15 protein-coding genes are annotated in these 13979 nt (G+C 58.2%); 3 read left to right on the top strand and 12 right to left on the bottom strand.

Annotated elements, in window-relative coordinates; all coding sequences use genetic code 11:
- Window positions 1–69 precede the first annotated feature (69 nt).
- The 6 genes from PQR63_RS21615 to PQR63_RS21590 all read right to left on the bottom strand — a co-directional run bounded on the left by PQR63_RS21615 (window position 70) and on the right by PQR63_RS21590 (window position 4867).
- Window positions 70–540 carry a nucleoside deaminase gene (locus tag PQR63_RS21615; RefSeq protein WP_408170030.1) on the bottom strand — a complete coding sequence of 157 codons (471 nt, stop codon included), beginning with the start codon at window positions 538–540 and terminating at the stop codon, window positions 70–72.
- A 10-nt stretch (window positions 541–550) separates the two neighbouring features.
- A complete protein-coding gene (locus tag PQR63_RS21610) occupies window positions 551–1180 on the bottom strand; it encodes a flavin reductase family protein (RefSeq protein WP_408170029.1) in 630 nt (209 codons plus the stop codon).
- Window positions 1181–1192: 12 nt separating this feature from the next.
- The gene (locus PQR63_RS21605; RefSeq protein WP_408170028.1) at window positions 1193–2287 is read right to left on the bottom strand and encodes a BMP family ABC transporter substrate-binding protein; all 1095 of its coding nucleotides are present in this window, start codon (window positions 2285–2287) and stop codon (window positions 1193–1195) included.
- A 278-nt stretch (window positions 2288–2565) separates the two neighbouring features.
- Window positions 2566–3219 (bottom strand): GntR family transcriptional regulator, encoded by a 654-nt coding sequence (locus PQR63_RS21600; protein ID WP_408170026.1) that lies wholly within the window; start codon window positions 3217–3219, stop codon window positions 2566–2568.
- A gap of 118 nt (window positions 3220–3337) precedes the next feature.
- Complete coding sequence (locus PQR63_RS21595) at window positions 3338–4360, bottom strand: tetratricopeptide repeat protein (protein ID WP_408170024.1); 1023 nt, start codon at window positions 4358–4360, stop codon at window positions 3338–3340.
- Between the two features lie 141 nt (window positions 4361–4501).
- Window positions 4502–4867, bottom strand: coding sequence for a nucleotide pyrophosphohydrolase (locus tag PQR63_RS21590; protein ID WP_408170022.1), 366 nt, complete (start codon window positions 4865–4867; stop codon window positions 4502–4504).
- A 330-nt stretch (window positions 4868–5197) separates the two neighbouring features.
- Here PQR63_RS21590 and PQR63_RS21585 point away from each other — a divergent pair, with 330 nt between their 5' ends.
- A complete protein-coding gene (locus PQR63_RS21585; protein ID WP_408170020.1) occupies window positions 5198–6745 on the top strand; it encodes a methyltransferase regulatory domain-containing protein in 1548 nt (515 codons plus the stop codon).
- 134 nt (window positions 6746–6879) lie between these two features.
- The gene (locus PQR63_RS21580) at window positions 6880–8583 is read left to right on the top strand and encodes a sensor domain-containing diguanylate cyclase (protein ID WP_408170019.1); all 1704 of its coding nucleotides are present in this window, start codon (window positions 6880–6882) and stop codon (window positions 8581–8583) included.
- Window positions 8584–8644: 61 nt separating this feature from the next.
- Here PQR63_RS21580 and PQR63_RS21575 read toward each other — a convergent pair whose 3' ends face one another.
- On the bottom strand, window positions 8645–9697 hold the full coding sequence (locus tag PQR63_RS21575) for an alpha/beta fold hydrolase (RefSeq protein WP_408170017.1): 1053 nt from the start codon (window positions 9695–9697) through the stop codon (window positions 8645–8647).
- A gap of 48 nt (window positions 9698–9745) precedes the next feature.
- Window positions 9746–10714, bottom strand: a complete 969-nt coding sequence (locus PQR63_RS21570; protein WP_408170015.1) for an AraC family transcriptional regulator — start codon at window positions 10712–10714, stop codon at window positions 9746–9748.
- A 199-nt stretch (window positions 10715–10913) separates the two neighbouring features.
- Between PQR63_RS21570 and PQR63_RS21565 the strand changes: the two genes are divergently transcribed.
- Window positions 10914–11450, top strand: a complete 537-nt coding sequence (locus PQR63_RS21565) for a carboxymuconolactone decarboxylase family protein (protein WP_408170013.1) — start codon at window positions 10914–10916, stop codon at window positions 11448–11450.
- Between the two features lie 75 nt (window positions 11451–11525).
- Here PQR63_RS21565 and PQR63_RS21560 read toward each other — a convergent pair whose 3' ends face one another.
- From PQR63_RS21560 to PQR63_RS21545, 4 genes are all read right to left on the bottom strand, one after another.
- A complete protein-coding gene (locus PQR63_RS21560) occupies window positions 11526–12020 on the bottom strand; it encodes a hypothetical protein (protein WP_408170012.1) in 495 nt (164 codons plus the stop codon).
- Between the two features lie 202 nt (window positions 12021–12222).
- On the bottom strand, window positions 12223–12660 hold the full coding sequence (locus PQR63_RS21555; RefSeq protein WP_408170010.1) for a DUF2325 domain-containing protein: 438 nt from the start codon (window positions 12658–12660) through the stop codon (window positions 12223–12225).
- A gap of 106 nt (window positions 12661–12766) precedes the next feature.
- Entirely contained in the window at window positions 12767–13453 is a 687-nt protein-coding gene (locus PQR63_RS21550) for a helix-turn-helix transcriptional regulator (protein ID WP_408170074.1), read from the bottom strand.
- Between the two features lie 125 nt (window positions 13454–13578).
- Window positions 13579–13959, bottom strand: a complete 381-nt coding sequence (locus tag PQR63_RS21545; protein ID WP_094566481.1) for a VOC family protein — start codon at window positions 13957–13959, stop codon at window positions 13579–13581.
- Window positions 13960–13979 lie beyond the last annotated feature (20 nt).

The raw sequence follows: 13979 nt of genomic DNA, 5'->3' as shown, positions 1-13979 counted from the left end.
AAACGGAAATAGCCCGCCATCTCGGCGAGCTATTTGGTGACGAAATAATCAAGGGGTTTATTGCGAGCGTCAGTCTGGTACAAACCGCGCCAGTACCGCACAGGCTTCGTCGGCCATCAGCGGTCCTTCGACGGTCATTGCCGGGCTGGTGTTGGCCAGCACGTCTGCACTGCGTGCTGGCAATTGGGGGCCGCCCAGAGCCGTTCCGATCTGTTCGGTCGAGGCGGCATACACCACGCGTTTGATCTCAGCCCAGAACATGGCGCCGCTGCACATGGCGCAAGGCTCGCCGCTGGCATACACGGTTGCACCGCGCAGCGCTCGCAAACCAAGTTGCTTTTGCGCGTTACGCACCAGCACCATTTCGGCATGGCCAGTGCAATCGGCCGAGCTGTTTTGATTGTTGGCGGCGACCAGCAAAATCTCTCCCTGGGGCGACACCAGTGTTGCACCAAAAGGCATATCGCCGTCAGCAAGAGCTTCAGCGGATGCTTCGATAGCCAGGCGCATGGCCTTATGGTCACTCTCGTTGAATGTCATTTTTTTATTCTCACATTTCGTCGATCGGAGTGGAACTGGCCTGCGCCTTCTCCAGCGAAAACCGCTCGCTGGTCTTGACGTAAAAACTGGCGCCGAAACGGCCCACCGGGTGGTAGTCCTGCAACCGCACGCGCCACAGTTCGGTATCCACCAGGCCGTCGCGCGCTGCGAGCCATTGTACCCGCCCGATAAAAATGTAGCGACTGGCGGTCTCCAGTTTTTCATGCAGGACACATTCAAAGGCCACCGGCGCCTCGGCGATACGCGGCGGCTTGACGCTTTGTGACGGCACCGCATGCAAGCCGGCGTGCGCCAGTTCGCTCACGTCGGAAGGCAGTCTGTCGCCGCAGGCATGCATCTGTTCGCACATGGCTTCGTCGGTCAGATGCACGACGAATTCTCCGGTCCTGAGAATGTTGGCGGCGGTATCTTTCAGATTGCCGTCGTGCAGGCGATTGATGCTGACCATCACGATCGGCGGATCTTCACCGAGCATGTTGAACATGCTGAACGGTGCGGCATTGATGGTGCCGTCTTCGCCCAGCGTGGTGATCAGTGCAATCGGCCGCGGCACGATCAGGCTCGCCATCAGTTTGTAGCGCTGATACACACCCAGTTCGGAGAAATCGATTTCAGTCATGGTGATGCCTTCTTAAGGTTGCTTGCCCTGTATGCCTTCGACGTACCACTTCATGGTCCACAGTTCGGATTCGGGCACGGACTTGCCGGCGGCCACCTGTACCTGGCCGGCCTGATTGTTGATCGGGCCGGCGAAGGGTTGCAGCGTGCCGGCGATGATGGCCTTGCGGCGCTGTTCGACCAGTGCGACGACGTCTTTGGGTAAGGCGGGATTCAATGGCGCCAGCTGCACGATGCCTTCTTTCATGCCCCATTTGGTGTCTTCCGATTTCCATTTTCCTTCCAGCACCTGGCGTACCTTGTGGACGTAGTACACGCCCCAGTTCAACACGTTGCCGGTGAGGTGCGCATTGGGGCCGAAGCGCGTCATGTCGGAATCCTGTCCAAAGGCGTACAGGTTGCGGCTTTGCGCCACTTGCACTGCGGCCGGCGAGTCGGTGTTCTGGTACAGCGTGTCGACACCCTGCGCGATCAGCGTCTGCGCCGCATCGCGTTCCAGGCCCGGGTCGTACCAGGCATTGATCCATACCACCTTGGCGGTGATTTTGGGATTGACGCTACGCGCACCGAGTACGAAGGCGTCCAGATTGCGGATCACTTCAGGGATCGGAATCGGCGCGACATAGCCCAGCGTGTTGGTCTTGGTCATGCGACCGGCAATGGTGCCGAGCAGATACGCGCCTTCATAGAAACGGGTCTGATAGATGCCGACGTTGCGCGCCGTCTTGTAGCCGGAGCAGTGCTCGAAGATGACGTCGGGATATTCCGCTGCCACCTTGATGACGGGATTCATGAAGCCGAACGAGGTGGCGAAGATCATCTTGCAGCCATCGTCGATCAGCTGGCGCATGACGCGTTCGGCTTCGGGCGATTCCGGCACGCGTTCCACGAAGACGGTTTCGATGCGGGCGCCGAATTCGCGCTCCAGCATGCGGCGGCCGAGGTCGTGCTGGAACGACCAGCCGATATCGGCTACCGGGCCGGGATAGATGAAGCCGATCTTCAGGCGCGGCGCAGGGCTGGTGGCAGCCATCACAGGCGTCGATAGCGCTGAAAGAGAAGAGAGGGCGGCAGCGCCCGAGGCAAAAAGAAAGTCACGGCGTTTCATGGCAACAAGGCTCCTTACATGGATGGACAAAGTTCAGGGCAGGATGCATCGTTGTTGCCCTTAAATTGTATACATGCAAGTTAAATGCCAGCCTTAAATATTAAATAAGTATTTGATTTATATATAAATAATACATTTATTTAAATTGTATACATTTGTTTGTTTTGGCGCAATCAAAGACGAGTTCGCACCACGCGCGGGCAAACGGCAAAATTTTGGTGCATAGGAAAGCGACCAAGAGGAAGGGAGAAAAAGAGGAGTATTGCGCGGGGGGAAACTCAAGCCGGGATTTGCAGACGCGCTTCCAGTGCCAGCAAATGCTTGTCCATTTCCTCAGCGGCACCGTTGCTGTCGCGCAAGGACAGCAGTTCGACGAGGCGGGCGTGTTCGTCGTGTTCACAACTGGCTTCGCCGGGGGCTTCGTACAAGGCGACGATGAGCGAGCAGCGCGTCATCAGTTCGGTCAGCATGCGTTGCAAAACCTGATTGCCGGACAACTCCGCTAGCGCCAGATGGAAGCCGCCGGCCAGCGCGACCCAGCGCGGATGATCCTGGTCGTGCAAGGCATCGTGTTCGGCGCGCAGCCGCTGCTTGAGTTTTTCGATATCGCCGTGTTCGATGCGGCGCGCCACTTCACGCACGATGGCGCCTTCGATAGCCCGACGCGCAGCGAAGACGTCGCGGGTTTCCTTGGGGCTCGGCGTGGCGACGGCCGCGCCCTTGTTGGCGACGATGTCGACGATCTGCACTTCCGACAAGCGGCGCAATGCTTGACGCACGACAGTACGGCTGACACTGAACTGTTCGCACAGAGCAGCTTCCTGCAAGCGCGTGCCCGGCTTCAGGCGGCCATGCATGACGCCGTTGAAGAGCGCGTCATAGACGGTCTGGTCAAGGCTTTCGGCAGTGTCGGCGCTGCGTTGAGGTTTCATGGAAATGCAAAGGTGGTCAGACGGGGTTCGATAAGTTCAGGCGGGCGGCTCAGAAAGCCGCCCAAGGTCGCCCGTATGATAACTGTAATGTTCCCGCAGTGTGAGTCGCCTGAGCAGTTCAGGAACGTACCTTGTAATAGGCGCCACCCATGCCGTCGACCGTGAACTGCATCTGTATTGTGCGTTCGGCGCCGCAGAAGAAGACGTGCCAGTCTTCGGTCCACGTCCCTTTGATCGGATAGGTTCCGGTCACCAAGGGTTGCGTGAGCGGCAGCCAGACGGCGTCGGCTACCTTGCTGACGTCTTTGATTGCCATCAGACGAAAGTCCTTGCACTGCGTTGAGTTCGGCGTGCCGGAGCGTTCCGACGCCAAGGCCGCTCCCGTCATGACGGTCGGGATCGCATCGGCTACGACCTTGGGTGCTGCGCGTGTGGGGCCCAGCGTATCCACCTGTTGCGCCAGCGCGAGATATTTTTGATAGTCCGCCGGCAGGTTGGGGATGCCGTCGAGCAGCGTGCGAATTTGCTTGGTGGTGCCCGCGCCACTTTGTTCCAGCAGCAACGTAGCCAGCATCAGTCGCGCCGGCAGATAGCCTGCGGCAGCCGAACCGGCGAGACCGTCGATGGCCTCAATCTGGTCACCGCGTTCACCGATACTGCGGCGGGCGATGGCGTTGTACTTGCGGTCGTCGGCCTTGCCGTTGACCATGAACTGGTTGGCAGGATCAAGCGTATAGGCTTGCCACAAGCCGTAACCGGCGCGCTGATCGCCACCGGCGATGGCCTTGCGCGTCCACGTGCGTGCTTCGGCGAAGTTGACCGGGAGACCATTGCCCGGCAGGTTGAGGTTGCCGTATATCGCGGCGCAGGTCGGCTCGCCGCCTTCAGCGCATTCACGCGCCAGTTTGGCTGCCTGCGGGACATCGCGGGCAGTGCCCTGGGCGCGCAGCGTCATCAGCACGAGAAACGATTTGGCGCGGTTGTCGCCTTGTGCGGACAACTGCGAAAATTCGCGATAGGCAGCATCGTATTTTTGCTCGCCATAGGCCTTCAGCGCGCTGTTGATGTCGGCCTGCGCCGACAGTGCGCAGACGCTTAACAGCATGCCGCAGGCGGCGGATATCTTGAGGGACGACTTCATTCTATTTCCTGAAAATGGTGTGGATCACGGAAAGTGCACTTTGCACTTTCCGGCAACGATGGCGGATTGGAGTGGTAACCGTTTGGAGTAGTGCTCATCGTGGGCGTTCAATCGGGAGCGTCAATATTCCATATTCAATATTCAATACTCGGTGTACTTGCGTGACTTGCCTTTGACTTTTTCGACCGGATATTTTTCGCGGTTGAGTTGCATCTTCTCGATCACGGCGTCGTACAGATCGACGTTGACGCGATCAGCCAGGCGGATCAGATACACCAGCGAGTCGGCCAGTTCATGACGGATACCGGTGCGTTGCTTGTCGTCGAGTTCGTGGTCTTCACCGGTGTTAAGCCATTGAAAATGCTCAACCAGTTCGGCCACTTCGACCGACAAGGCCATGGCTAGGTTTTTAGGCGTATGGAACTGCTGCCAGTCGCGCTCTTCGGCGAACTGGCGCACGATGTCGCGCAGGGCGGTGAGGTCGGAGGCGGAAGGGGTATCGCTCATGGGATAAGGGCAGGCTAAGACAAAAACAGACTATAGCCGATTGCCCGGTCGAGAGTGAATATGGCGGCTCGTTTCATAATGCCGGCAGATCGTGCCACCGGCAGTACTTCCGGTGCGCCATCGGGTGCGACGTTGATTGCCGACGACGAGGTGGTGCTGGAGATCGGCCGCTATCAGTAAGGTGGAGTCAGGCGTCAGACAAGAGAATAGGCAGGAATCTCCGGCGTATTCTTCAAAACGCCCCGGCCCGATTCTGCGACACTGCGTGTTGGTATTTTGAACGAACTCCCCGCAAACACAGACAGCATAGAACAAGGGATAGACGGCGCAATGAACTCCAACTGGACTGACGGCTACGTAACCGACATCGGCTACACCCATGGCTACTACCCGCAACTCAATCCCGCCCGGTTGCAACTGGGATTTGCCGCCGTCGGACTCGACAGCCCACTGGTGCGTACCGCCTGCGAACTCGGTTTTGGCCAGGGATTGAGTGTCAACATCCACGCTGCGGCCTCGCCGGTAGCGTGGTACGGCAACGACTTCAATGCGCAGCAGGCGACCAATGCGCAGACATTGGCTACCGCTGCTGGCAGCAATGCACAGCTCCAGCAGGCCAGTTTCGCCGAGTTCTGTGCACGCGATGATCTGCCGCAATTCGACTTCATCGCCATGCATGGCATCTGGAGCTGGGTCTCCGCCGAGAACCGCAACATCATCCGCGGCTTCGTCGAACGGCATCTCAAAATCGGCGGTGTTCTCTACGTCAGTTACAACACGCAACCCGGTTGGGCGGCATACATGCCGCTACGCGATTTGCTGTTGCGCCATTTCGACATGCCCTCCAACGAAGGCAAGGGCAGCGCGGAACGCATCGACGCCGCGCTGGCATTTGCCGATGGCTTGTTCGCGACCAATCCTGTTTATGCGCAAGCCAATCCCTTCATGCAAGAACGGCTTGAGCTGGTAAAAAAGCAGAGCCGCCACTATCTCGCGCACGAATACTTCAATCGCAACTGGCATGCCGAGTCGTTTGCCGACATGGCCGATATCTGGTCCGGAGCCGGATTGGAATTCGCCTGCTCGGCCGACTTCCGCGATTATCTGGACATGGCCAACCTGACACCGGAACAGCGCGCATTCAGCGCCGGCATTGAAGACCGTCATTTGCGCCAGAGCGTGCGCGACTTCATGGTCAATCAACAATTCCGGCGCGATTACTGGGTGCGTGGCGTACAGAAACTGGATCCGGCCACGCATCAGGCAACGCTGGCACAGCAGCGTGTGGTGTTACTGAATCATCCCGACAAGATCCCCATGATGCTGAAAACGGTCGCCACCGAGATCACATTGAATCCGCATATCTATGGGCCGATCATCGAAGAACTATCCGACCTGCAGCCGCACACGCTGGGGGAAATCACCGGTGTGGTTGGTTCGCGCAACCTCGGGCTGCAACAGGTGCTTGATGCAGTGATGATGCTGATCGGCGCCGGCAATGCCGCGCCGGTGCAACTTGATGCCGACATCGCGCATGGCCGTGACGGCAGCGCTGCACTCAACCGTCATCTCATCGGGCGCGCCGCTGAGGAAAGCGCCGACGGCGACATCGAACATCTTGCCAGTCCTCTCACTGGCGGTGGCGTACCGGCTGACCGTATCCAGCAACTGTTCATGCTCGCCGTGCTGGAAGAACAGCAGACGCCGGATGCCATCATTGCCTTTGCCTGGCGCCATATCTCAGCGCAGGGAAAAAAACTCGTGCGCGACGGCGTGCGACTGGAAAATGAGCAAGACAATCTGGATGAACTGAGCGTGCAGGCACAACGTTTTTTTGTGGAACGTTTGCCGGTGCTGCAGGCGCTGCTGGTGCTCTGAAGGGGAAATCGCAGCTAATGGCCCCTGCTTTGCCGTGGTTTTTGAGCACGCGTTGCATGCCGCCGCGCTATATAAGCCATATCAAAGTCGGGTAAGATGGCGTGCTTGTGAGAGAGAAATTTCTCACCTGCATCATGATTATTTCCGAAAAGAAAAACATTTTGAGCAACCTGTCGCAAGTAAAGTGGACGCTGAAGACCAAGGTCATCATGGTCGTGGTCGCCGCCGTGCTGGTGACGACCGCCGTGATCGTATCGGTCTCGCTTTACATCATGAAGCGCGACATCAAAGCATTGATCGGCGATCAGCAATACACAACCGTCCGGATGATTGCCACGGCTCTCGACGAGAGCTTTCACACCCGCCGCATCGCCTTGCGCGCCTTGTCTCAGGGCTTGCCGGCACCCGCATATCAAGATCATCAGTTGTTGCAGACGTATCTGGCCAGCCATACGAGCCTGACCGACATGTTCTTCAACTTTTCGGTATTCGCTGCCAACGGCGAGCTGATTGCCAATTTCATCGACAAGAGCGCCGTCGGAAAATTCAACGTTGCTGATCGGGAATATATGCGGCGCACCTTGTCGCAAAAAAAGGGTGTTATCTCCGAGCCGTTGCGCAGCCAGATTTCTCAGCGCGCGATCGTACTGATGACGGAACCGGTCTTCGACGACCGAGGCGAAGTAGTGATGGTGTTTGTCGCCAGCATCGATTTGCAGCAGGCTAATTTTCTCGGTCAGTTCACCAATACCAAGGTCGGCAAGAACGGTTTCATTTTTGTGCTGACATCCAAGGGCATCATTGTCGATCACGTCGACAAGGGCCGCATTCTGCAGCATGCCAACAGTTTTGGCGGCAATAGCGGCGGCACTGATCGCGCGCTGAGCGGGTTTGAAGGCAGCATGGAAGCTGTTAGCCGCAACAATCAGCCGGCGCTGTTTTCCTTCAAGCGGATGCAGACTACCGACTGGATCATCGGCTCCATCTATTTGCGCGACGAAGCCTTCATGCCGATTCGCGACATGCAGAAGAAGGCCTTGCTGGTGTCGTTGTCGCTTGCTCTGGTCGCTGGCTGGCTGGCCTGGCTGATCATGTCGGTACTGATCGATCCGCTGCACCGCCTGCACGGACATATCCAGAAAATCCGCGCCGCCAAGACCTACGACGAAGTACCGTTGTCTTATCGCGAAGACGAAATCGGCGACCTCGGCAGTGCTTTCAACTCGCTCATGCGCGAACGCAAGGACGCCGAAATCGAACTTGATCACGCTCGCGTAAATCTGGAAAGCATGAACAAGGCGCTTGAAAGGCTGGCATTGGAAGACGATCTCACAGGCCTGGCAAATCGCCGCCAGTTCGATCTCAGCCTGGAGGAAGAATTCAGCCGTGCCATGCGCAACGGCGATTCACTCGGATTGGTCATGGTCGACGTCGATCACTTCAAGCAATACAACGACATTTACGGCCATCTTGCAGGCGATCAGTGCCTGCGCAAAGTCGGCAGAGTGATCAAGGGCCAGCAGACGCGTCCTGGTGATCTGATGGCGCGCTACGGCGGGGAAGAAGTGGCGATCTTGTTGCCTGGTGCAGACGAAGCCGGCGCCATGGCGGTGGCCGAGCGTATCCGGATCTCAGTGCGTCAGCTGGGTTTGCTGCATGAAGGCAATGAAGCCGGCATCGTCACCATCAGCGCCGGTGTCAGCGCCTTAGTGCCAATCCGCGATGTCGACGCCGCAGACAAGTTGATGCGCGCCGCCGACAAGGCGCTGTACCTCGCCAAGAGCGAAGGTCGCGATCGTGTACGCAGCAGTTCCGATCTGCCGCCGTCAGTGGGGTGAGCTTTTTTCGTTTGTTATCGCGGCGCCGTCGTTGATCCGTCTGTTGCTGGTGATTACGCGACTACTTTGTCGCGAAGATTTTTTCCGCAGCGATATCCGAGCCGAACAAACCGCCGGCTTCGTGACCAGCGCCCGGGACTTCAAAGTCGGGATGGTGCACCGGTGTTTGCCATTTCTTGGCGAGGAATTGTTCGTAGCGCACGTAGTTGTCGTGGCGTTCAACGCGGTTGGAGCCCTGCAGACGGGCACCGCAGGCCTTGTCGAGGAAACGGTGATTGGGATTGTTGTCCTTGCTGCCGACCATGTAGGTGACGTCGCGCGCTGCATAGCGTTTGAACAGTGCTTCACCGTTCAGTCCTTGTCCGTAAGTCAGCATCTCGCCGAGGCCGTAGCGGTAGTTGTCGTAGCCGGGGCAGGTGATGCCGCCGGCCGGGGCAAAACCGTTATCTGTATTGCCGGTCGGACGGTTGTTGTCTAGATACAAGTAAGACGAAGGGCTGGAAATGACGTAGCGCACTTTGACGCCAGCTTGCCTGAGTTTTTCGTCGGTGTTGTTCAGCACGGCGTAGCGTTGCATCAACTGCGCACCGGCGGAATGGCCGATAAAGACGATTTCCTTCAATGCCGGGAAGCGTCCGGAGGTCAGGTACGCCGCGATGTCGTCAAACACACGGAATGAGCTGATGCCGGTTTTGCCATGCGTCGAATCCTGACCTTGCATCCAGTTGTCGCCGCGCCACAAGGCCATCTTGCTGTCCGACAAGCTATCGCCTTCGGTCAGAAAATTGGGTGTCAGCAGCAGGTTTTGCGCCGGATCGAGTTTTGCCTTGCGCAGAAACTCCAGGCCGGTTTCAAAGTAACGGTCGCCGTCGCGCTTGACGCCATGTTCCAGAATGATGGCGCGCGTGATGGAGCTGTTGGCCGGATTGGTTTCGCTCAATGAGCTGTTGGCATAGATGGCAAAAGCGTATTGCTGGGCGCCCGGTGCGAGTGTGATGATTTGCGGCGGCGGGATGTCTTCTGCGGATTTCTTTGCATGGCTCGCCAATGGCAGCAACAGTGCGGCTGCGAGCAACGAGGTACTTGTGATTTTGATCGCGGTAGCCATGGCCATGTTGATATCCCTGTTCATCTATTTCAATACTCTAAAAATATTTTGGTGTTATGCCGTAGCATCCGCGGCCTCGCGCGCTTCGCGGCGGTATTGGCCCGGGCCGATGTGGAAGTGGCGTTTGAAAACGCGGTTGAATGATGCCTCGGATTGGTAACCGACTGCTTCAGCGACGTCGGCCACGCTATGCTGCCGGTCGGCCAGCAGATAACCGGCCTGCGCCATGCGCGTGCGCGTGAGAACTTCGCCCGGTGTGGCGCCTGCAGTAGCGCGAAACAACCTTGCAAAAGTAGTGCGCGACAAGTGGCAGGCGTCGGCCAACTCATCCAGCGACCACGCGCGTCCGGGTTCGCTCAGCATGCATTGCAGCGCGCGCTGCAAACGCGGCGACGCCAGCAGCGCGAATAAGCCCGGGACTTTGCGTGCCTCTTCCTGATCCAGCCAGGCGCGCATAAGCAGGGCAAACAAAGCGGAAGACAATTGCGTTGTTACCGCGTGGGCGCCGGGGCGCGGCGTTTCTGTTTCGACGCTGAGCATGCTCATCAAGGTGCCTAGTCCGGCGAAGTCGGCGCGTCCTGCCGTGCGCACCAGCATCACCGGCGGCAGCGAGCGCAACAAGGCCGAGGCCGTTTCGGCAGCGAAGTGGAACTGGCCGCACAAAATGTCGGTATGCAGCTTCGTACCACTGTCGACGTTGGCGGTTTCCTTGCGGCTCAAAAAATCTTCGTCGTGGCGCGGCGCATCTCGCGGCAAAGCCTGTTTGCCACGTCCGTCGGTATGCAGGGTATGCGCGGATCCATGCGGAAAGAACACGATATCGCCGGGCTGCAACGCCGTGCCTTGCTGTCCTGCTGCATCGAGCAGGGCGGTTCCGCTCAGGATCATGTGGTAGCGGGCGACACCGGCTGCGGCTGGCTGCTCCTCCAGGCGCCATGGCGCGCCGAAATGGCAGTGAATATCCACCACGGTACGAACCGGGTACAGCGCCAGCAGGCGGCTGAGGGCATCTGAAGAGTTCATCTTAATCGGTATACATTGGATTGGTACGATTAATCAATTTATTGGCATATTTTGCCATTAAAAGTTTCATCTTGCCTCCCTATACTTCATTCCATACCGCGCTTGAACGCAAAAACGCAAACGCAGCGCCAGGCCGGTTGCCACGCTTCTCTTATTGAATATTCGCTGAACACGACTAACACTACTGAAAGGATTCATCATGTCTCGTCTTTACACTCAGGATATCGCCTCCGCAACCGGCCAGGCCGCACAATTGTTTGGTGTCATCAAGGCCGCCATCGGCAAAGTGCCGAATGCTTACGCAACCATCGGCAGCAACAGCCCGCTCGTGCTGGAAACTGTACTCAGCATGGATGCCGCTTTGCGCAAGAGCTCGCTCAAGGGTAAGCAAGTCGAAGCCATCAAGCTGGCCGTCAGTGAAGTAGCAGGTTGCGATTATTGCCTCGCCGCGCACAGCTTCGCTGCGAAACGTCTTGGTCTGAGCAGCGAAGCTGTCGTCGGCCTGCGCCACGCCGAAAGCTCGGGCGACGCCCAACTGGATGCCTTGTCGACTTTCGCCCACTATCTTGCGACCACCAAGGGCACCGTTCCGGTGGAAGTTGTTGATGCCGTCAAAGCTGCCGGTTATACCGATGCGCAAATCGTCGACACCTTGCTGGCGATGGCTGCGATCAACCTGACCAATCTGTTCAATCGCGTCAATGACACGGTGGTGGATTTCCCTGCTGCTGATTGATCAAGTTCGCTCAGAAACAAAACGGCCTCCGGAGGGATTTCCTTCGGAGGCCGTTTTATCGTGTGCGCGGACGAGTTATTGTTTGCCCGGCACCAGGTATTTGGATTTGGCGCAGTAGATTTTTGCCTTGGTGTCGGCATAGGCAATGATGCTGCCGGCCTGCGACTGGCGCTGCGAATACTTGCTGTTGTCTTCCAGCGAATAACGGATGCCGACGCTTTTACCGATGGCGTCGGACAGTGCCTGCGGCGTGCTGTTGACCACAGCGCCGATGAAGTCGGCCGGACTGCTGCTGTCGTTGACCAGCACGTCGGTGATTTCCATGCCCCAGATATTGCTGCCGGCAGCCTTGAACCAGTAGGCGCCGCCTTCGTTCTTGTACGGCTTGCCGAAGGCTTCGAAGAGGTAGTCGTAGAAGTATTTGCTGTTGAGCTGGTTCAGGCACAGCAGGGCGTTGCCGACTTCGATGCCGAAGGTCGCCGCCGGTGCTGCATTGGCGATACCGGTGAAGCCGGTAACACTCGGCGCCAGCAGCGCGCAGGCGAACGCGATGCGATGGATAATTTTCAAACAAACTCCCTGTTGCGCGCGGCGTCTTCTTGCAGACGCCGTCAGATAGTGAATGGTGCGATGCGCAGATTGTAGGGGGCTTTTCCTTTTTTTGCTAATGGCTGTCTGGCGTTGTTGCAGCTCCTTGCCGTACCTTCGTACTGTCTGCGTCGTGGCGCCTGGCCAGATGGCCCGCACCGCAGCCTTACGGCAGATGAATGATTTAAGCGTGCCGTCCCGATTTGAGAACGGTTTCTCCACGTTGCGAGGATGTTAACTTTCCGCTGAGGCTGCCGAGGCCGTCGATGAAGGAGGCGATGCCGGTGCCTTTGACCATGACGCAAGGTTTGCCCATTTTCTTGCAGAGCTGTTTGACCAGATGGTAGGCGTTGTGGCTGATGTTGCCGGAGGCGCAGACCACCATGTCGGCGCCGTTAAGCATCGGTTGCAAGCGGTGCAGGCTGTCTTCGCGGCCGCCGTCATGATGGATGAAGCGGCCCTGGCGTTCTTCGATAGCATGGCGGTAGTGGTTGCGTGCGCCGGTCAGGCCGCCCACGCACAGGACACATCGATCAGCCAGGCTGAAGCCGGAGACATCGATGGCAGCAGGGACGGTGGATGCTGCGGGGGCGTAGCTGTTCTTGTTCGTCGCGCGATGCATGGAGACCTCGGTTGTCGTGGGCACGCCTCGGAGGAGACGTGTCCACAGACTAAACCTTTCGTTCACCCGCGCGAACGAAGATATTGGCATCTGGATATGCGGATTTCTAATACTGCGTTTTTTTCACTGCCCGCACGAAATCAGCAAGACGGCGGCCGGTCTGGTCGGGATAGTTGTCGGCTTCAGCCATCTTGCTGACGCGATCGAGGCGGAACGAGCGAAAGTCGCTGCGGGTTTCACACCACGCCGCAATCGACCAGCCGCCGCCCCAGAAGTACAAGGCCAGCGGCCAGATCACGCGCTGGGTCGCCTGGCTGCGCGCATCGACGTAGTCGAGCTGCAGCTTGCAACGTCGGCCGATGGCTTGGCGAATTTCTTCCAATCGTTCGCCATGTGCGGCTTCGATATGGAAGCTGGGCGCAAACAGAGCCGTGTTCTCGACAAAGTCGCGTTTGTCCTTGGGTAGCGCCAGCACGATCTTGGCCAGCGATGCTGCAGCCGACGCAGCCAGTTGCGGGCCACCCCAGGCCTGCACCATACGCATGCCAATCACCAGCGCGTCGATTTCGTCAGGAGAGAACATGAGCGGAGGCAGATCGAAAGCCGATTTGTTGATGCGATAGCCGACACCCGCCTCACCCTCGACCGGCACGCCCGACAGGGACAGATCGCGTACGTCGCGATAGACAGTGCGTTCTGACACCGACAGCCATTCGGCCAGCTGGCGCGCCGTGGTGAGACGGCGTCCGCGCAGGTATTGGGTGATCTGAAACAGGCGGTCGGCTCGGCGCATGGTTTCTGCCAGAAAGGGGAAGGCTGCCATTCTGGCATGACTCGGATGCGCTGCCGCCATTTCTTGTCTGCATTGCTTTTGCACATTGACGAGAGAAGGCCGGCAGGGCGCGCTGCTTATTTCATTTACTGCATCGCATGCAAGGCGACGCGGTTGCCTTCGGTGTCGATGAAGCGGGCGATGTACCCGAGCTGGTTCGGCAATTCCAGTTTGTCCAGCACGATCTTGCCCCCGGCCGGCACGATGCGGTCGATGGCATTCTGAATCGAGGGACCGGCGTACAGATAGACCAGCACGCCGTCGCTGGTAGGTTTGGCGGCGTCGGAGATGAGCAGGCAACCGGCAGATTGACCGGCGGCATTGTTGAAGATCGCCATCGAGGGTTCACTCGCAGCGGGGCCGACGCAAGTGATGTTGAGCTTTGCCGCCAGCACGGTTTCGTAGAATTTGGCGGCGCGCGGCAGATCGGTGACCGGGATTTCGAACCAGTTGATTTGGGTAGTCATGATGTTTTCCTTGTTGTCTT

Source organism: Herbaspirillum rhizosphaerae, assembly GCF_046025915.1.
Lineage (GTDB): Bacteria > Pseudomonadota > Gammaproteobacteria > Burkholderiales > Burkholderiaceae_D > Herbaspirillum > Herbaspirillum rhizosphaerae_A.
Note: the sequence above shows the minus strand (reverse complement) of the source record. Positions and strands in the feature narration are given on the sequence as shown.

What these genes read in the sequence shown, in the direction of transcription:
- PQR63_RS21555 (WP_408170010.1), bottom strand. Translation starts at nt 12,660, where the DNA reads ATGCATCGCGCGACGAACAAGAACAGCTACGCCCCCGCAGCATCCACC.
- PQR63_RS21585 (WP_408170020.1), top strand. Translation starts at nt 5,198, where the DNA reads ATGAACTCCAACTGGACTGACGGCTACGTAACCGACATCGGCTACACC.
- PQR63_RS21610 (WP_408170029.1), bottom strand. Translation starts at nt 1,180, where the DNA reads ATGACTGAAATCGATTTCTCCGAACTGGGTGTGTATCAGCGCTACAAA.
- PQR63_RS21565 (WP_408170013.1), top strand. Translation starts at nt 10,914, where the DNA reads ATGTCTCGTCTTTACACTCAGGATATCGCCTCCGCAACCGGCCAGGCC.
- PQR63_RS21545 (WP_094566481.1), bottom strand. Translation starts at nt 13,959, where the DNA reads ATGACTACCCAAATCAACTGGTTCGAAATCCCGGTCACCGATCTGCCG.
- PQR63_RS21600 (WP_408170026.1), bottom strand. Translation starts at nt 3,219, where the DNA reads ATGAAACCTCAACGCAGCGCCGACACTGCCGAAAGCCTTGACCAGACC.
- PQR63_RS21580 (WP_408170019.1), top strand. Translation starts at nt 6,880, where the DNA reads ATGATTATTTCCGAAAAGAAAAACATTTTGAGCAACCTGTCGCAAGTA.
- PQR63_RS21605 (WP_408170028.1), bottom strand. Translation starts at nt 2,287, where the DNA reads ATGAAACGCCGTGACTTTCTTTTTGCCTCGGGCGCTGCCGCCCTCTCT.
- PQR63_RS21550 (WP_408170074.1), bottom strand. Translation starts at nt 13,453, where the DNA reads ATGCGCCGAGCCGACCGCCTGTTTCAGATCACCCAATACCTGCGCGGA.
- PQR63_RS21595 (WP_408170024.1), bottom strand. Translation starts at nt 4,360, where the DNA reads ATGAAGTCGTCCCTCAAGATATCCGCCGCCTGCGGCATGCTGTTAAGC.
- PQR63_RS21570 (WP_408170015.1), bottom strand. Translation starts at nt 10,714, where the DNA reads ATGAACTCTTCAGATGCCCTCAGCCGCCTGCTGGCGCTGTACCCGGTT.
- PQR63_RS21615 (WP_408170030.1), bottom strand. Translation starts at nt 540, where the DNA reads ATGACATTCAACGAGAGTGACCATAAGGCCATGCGCCTGGCTATCGAA.
- PQR63_RS21590 (WP_408170022.1), bottom strand. Translation starts at nt 4,867, where the DNA reads ATGAGCGATACCCCTTCCGCCTCCGACCTCACCGCCCTGCGCGACATC.
- PQR63_RS21575 (WP_408170017.1), bottom strand. Translation starts at nt 9,697, where the DNA reads ATGGCCATGGCTACCGCGATCAAAATCACAAGTACCTCGTTGCTCGCA.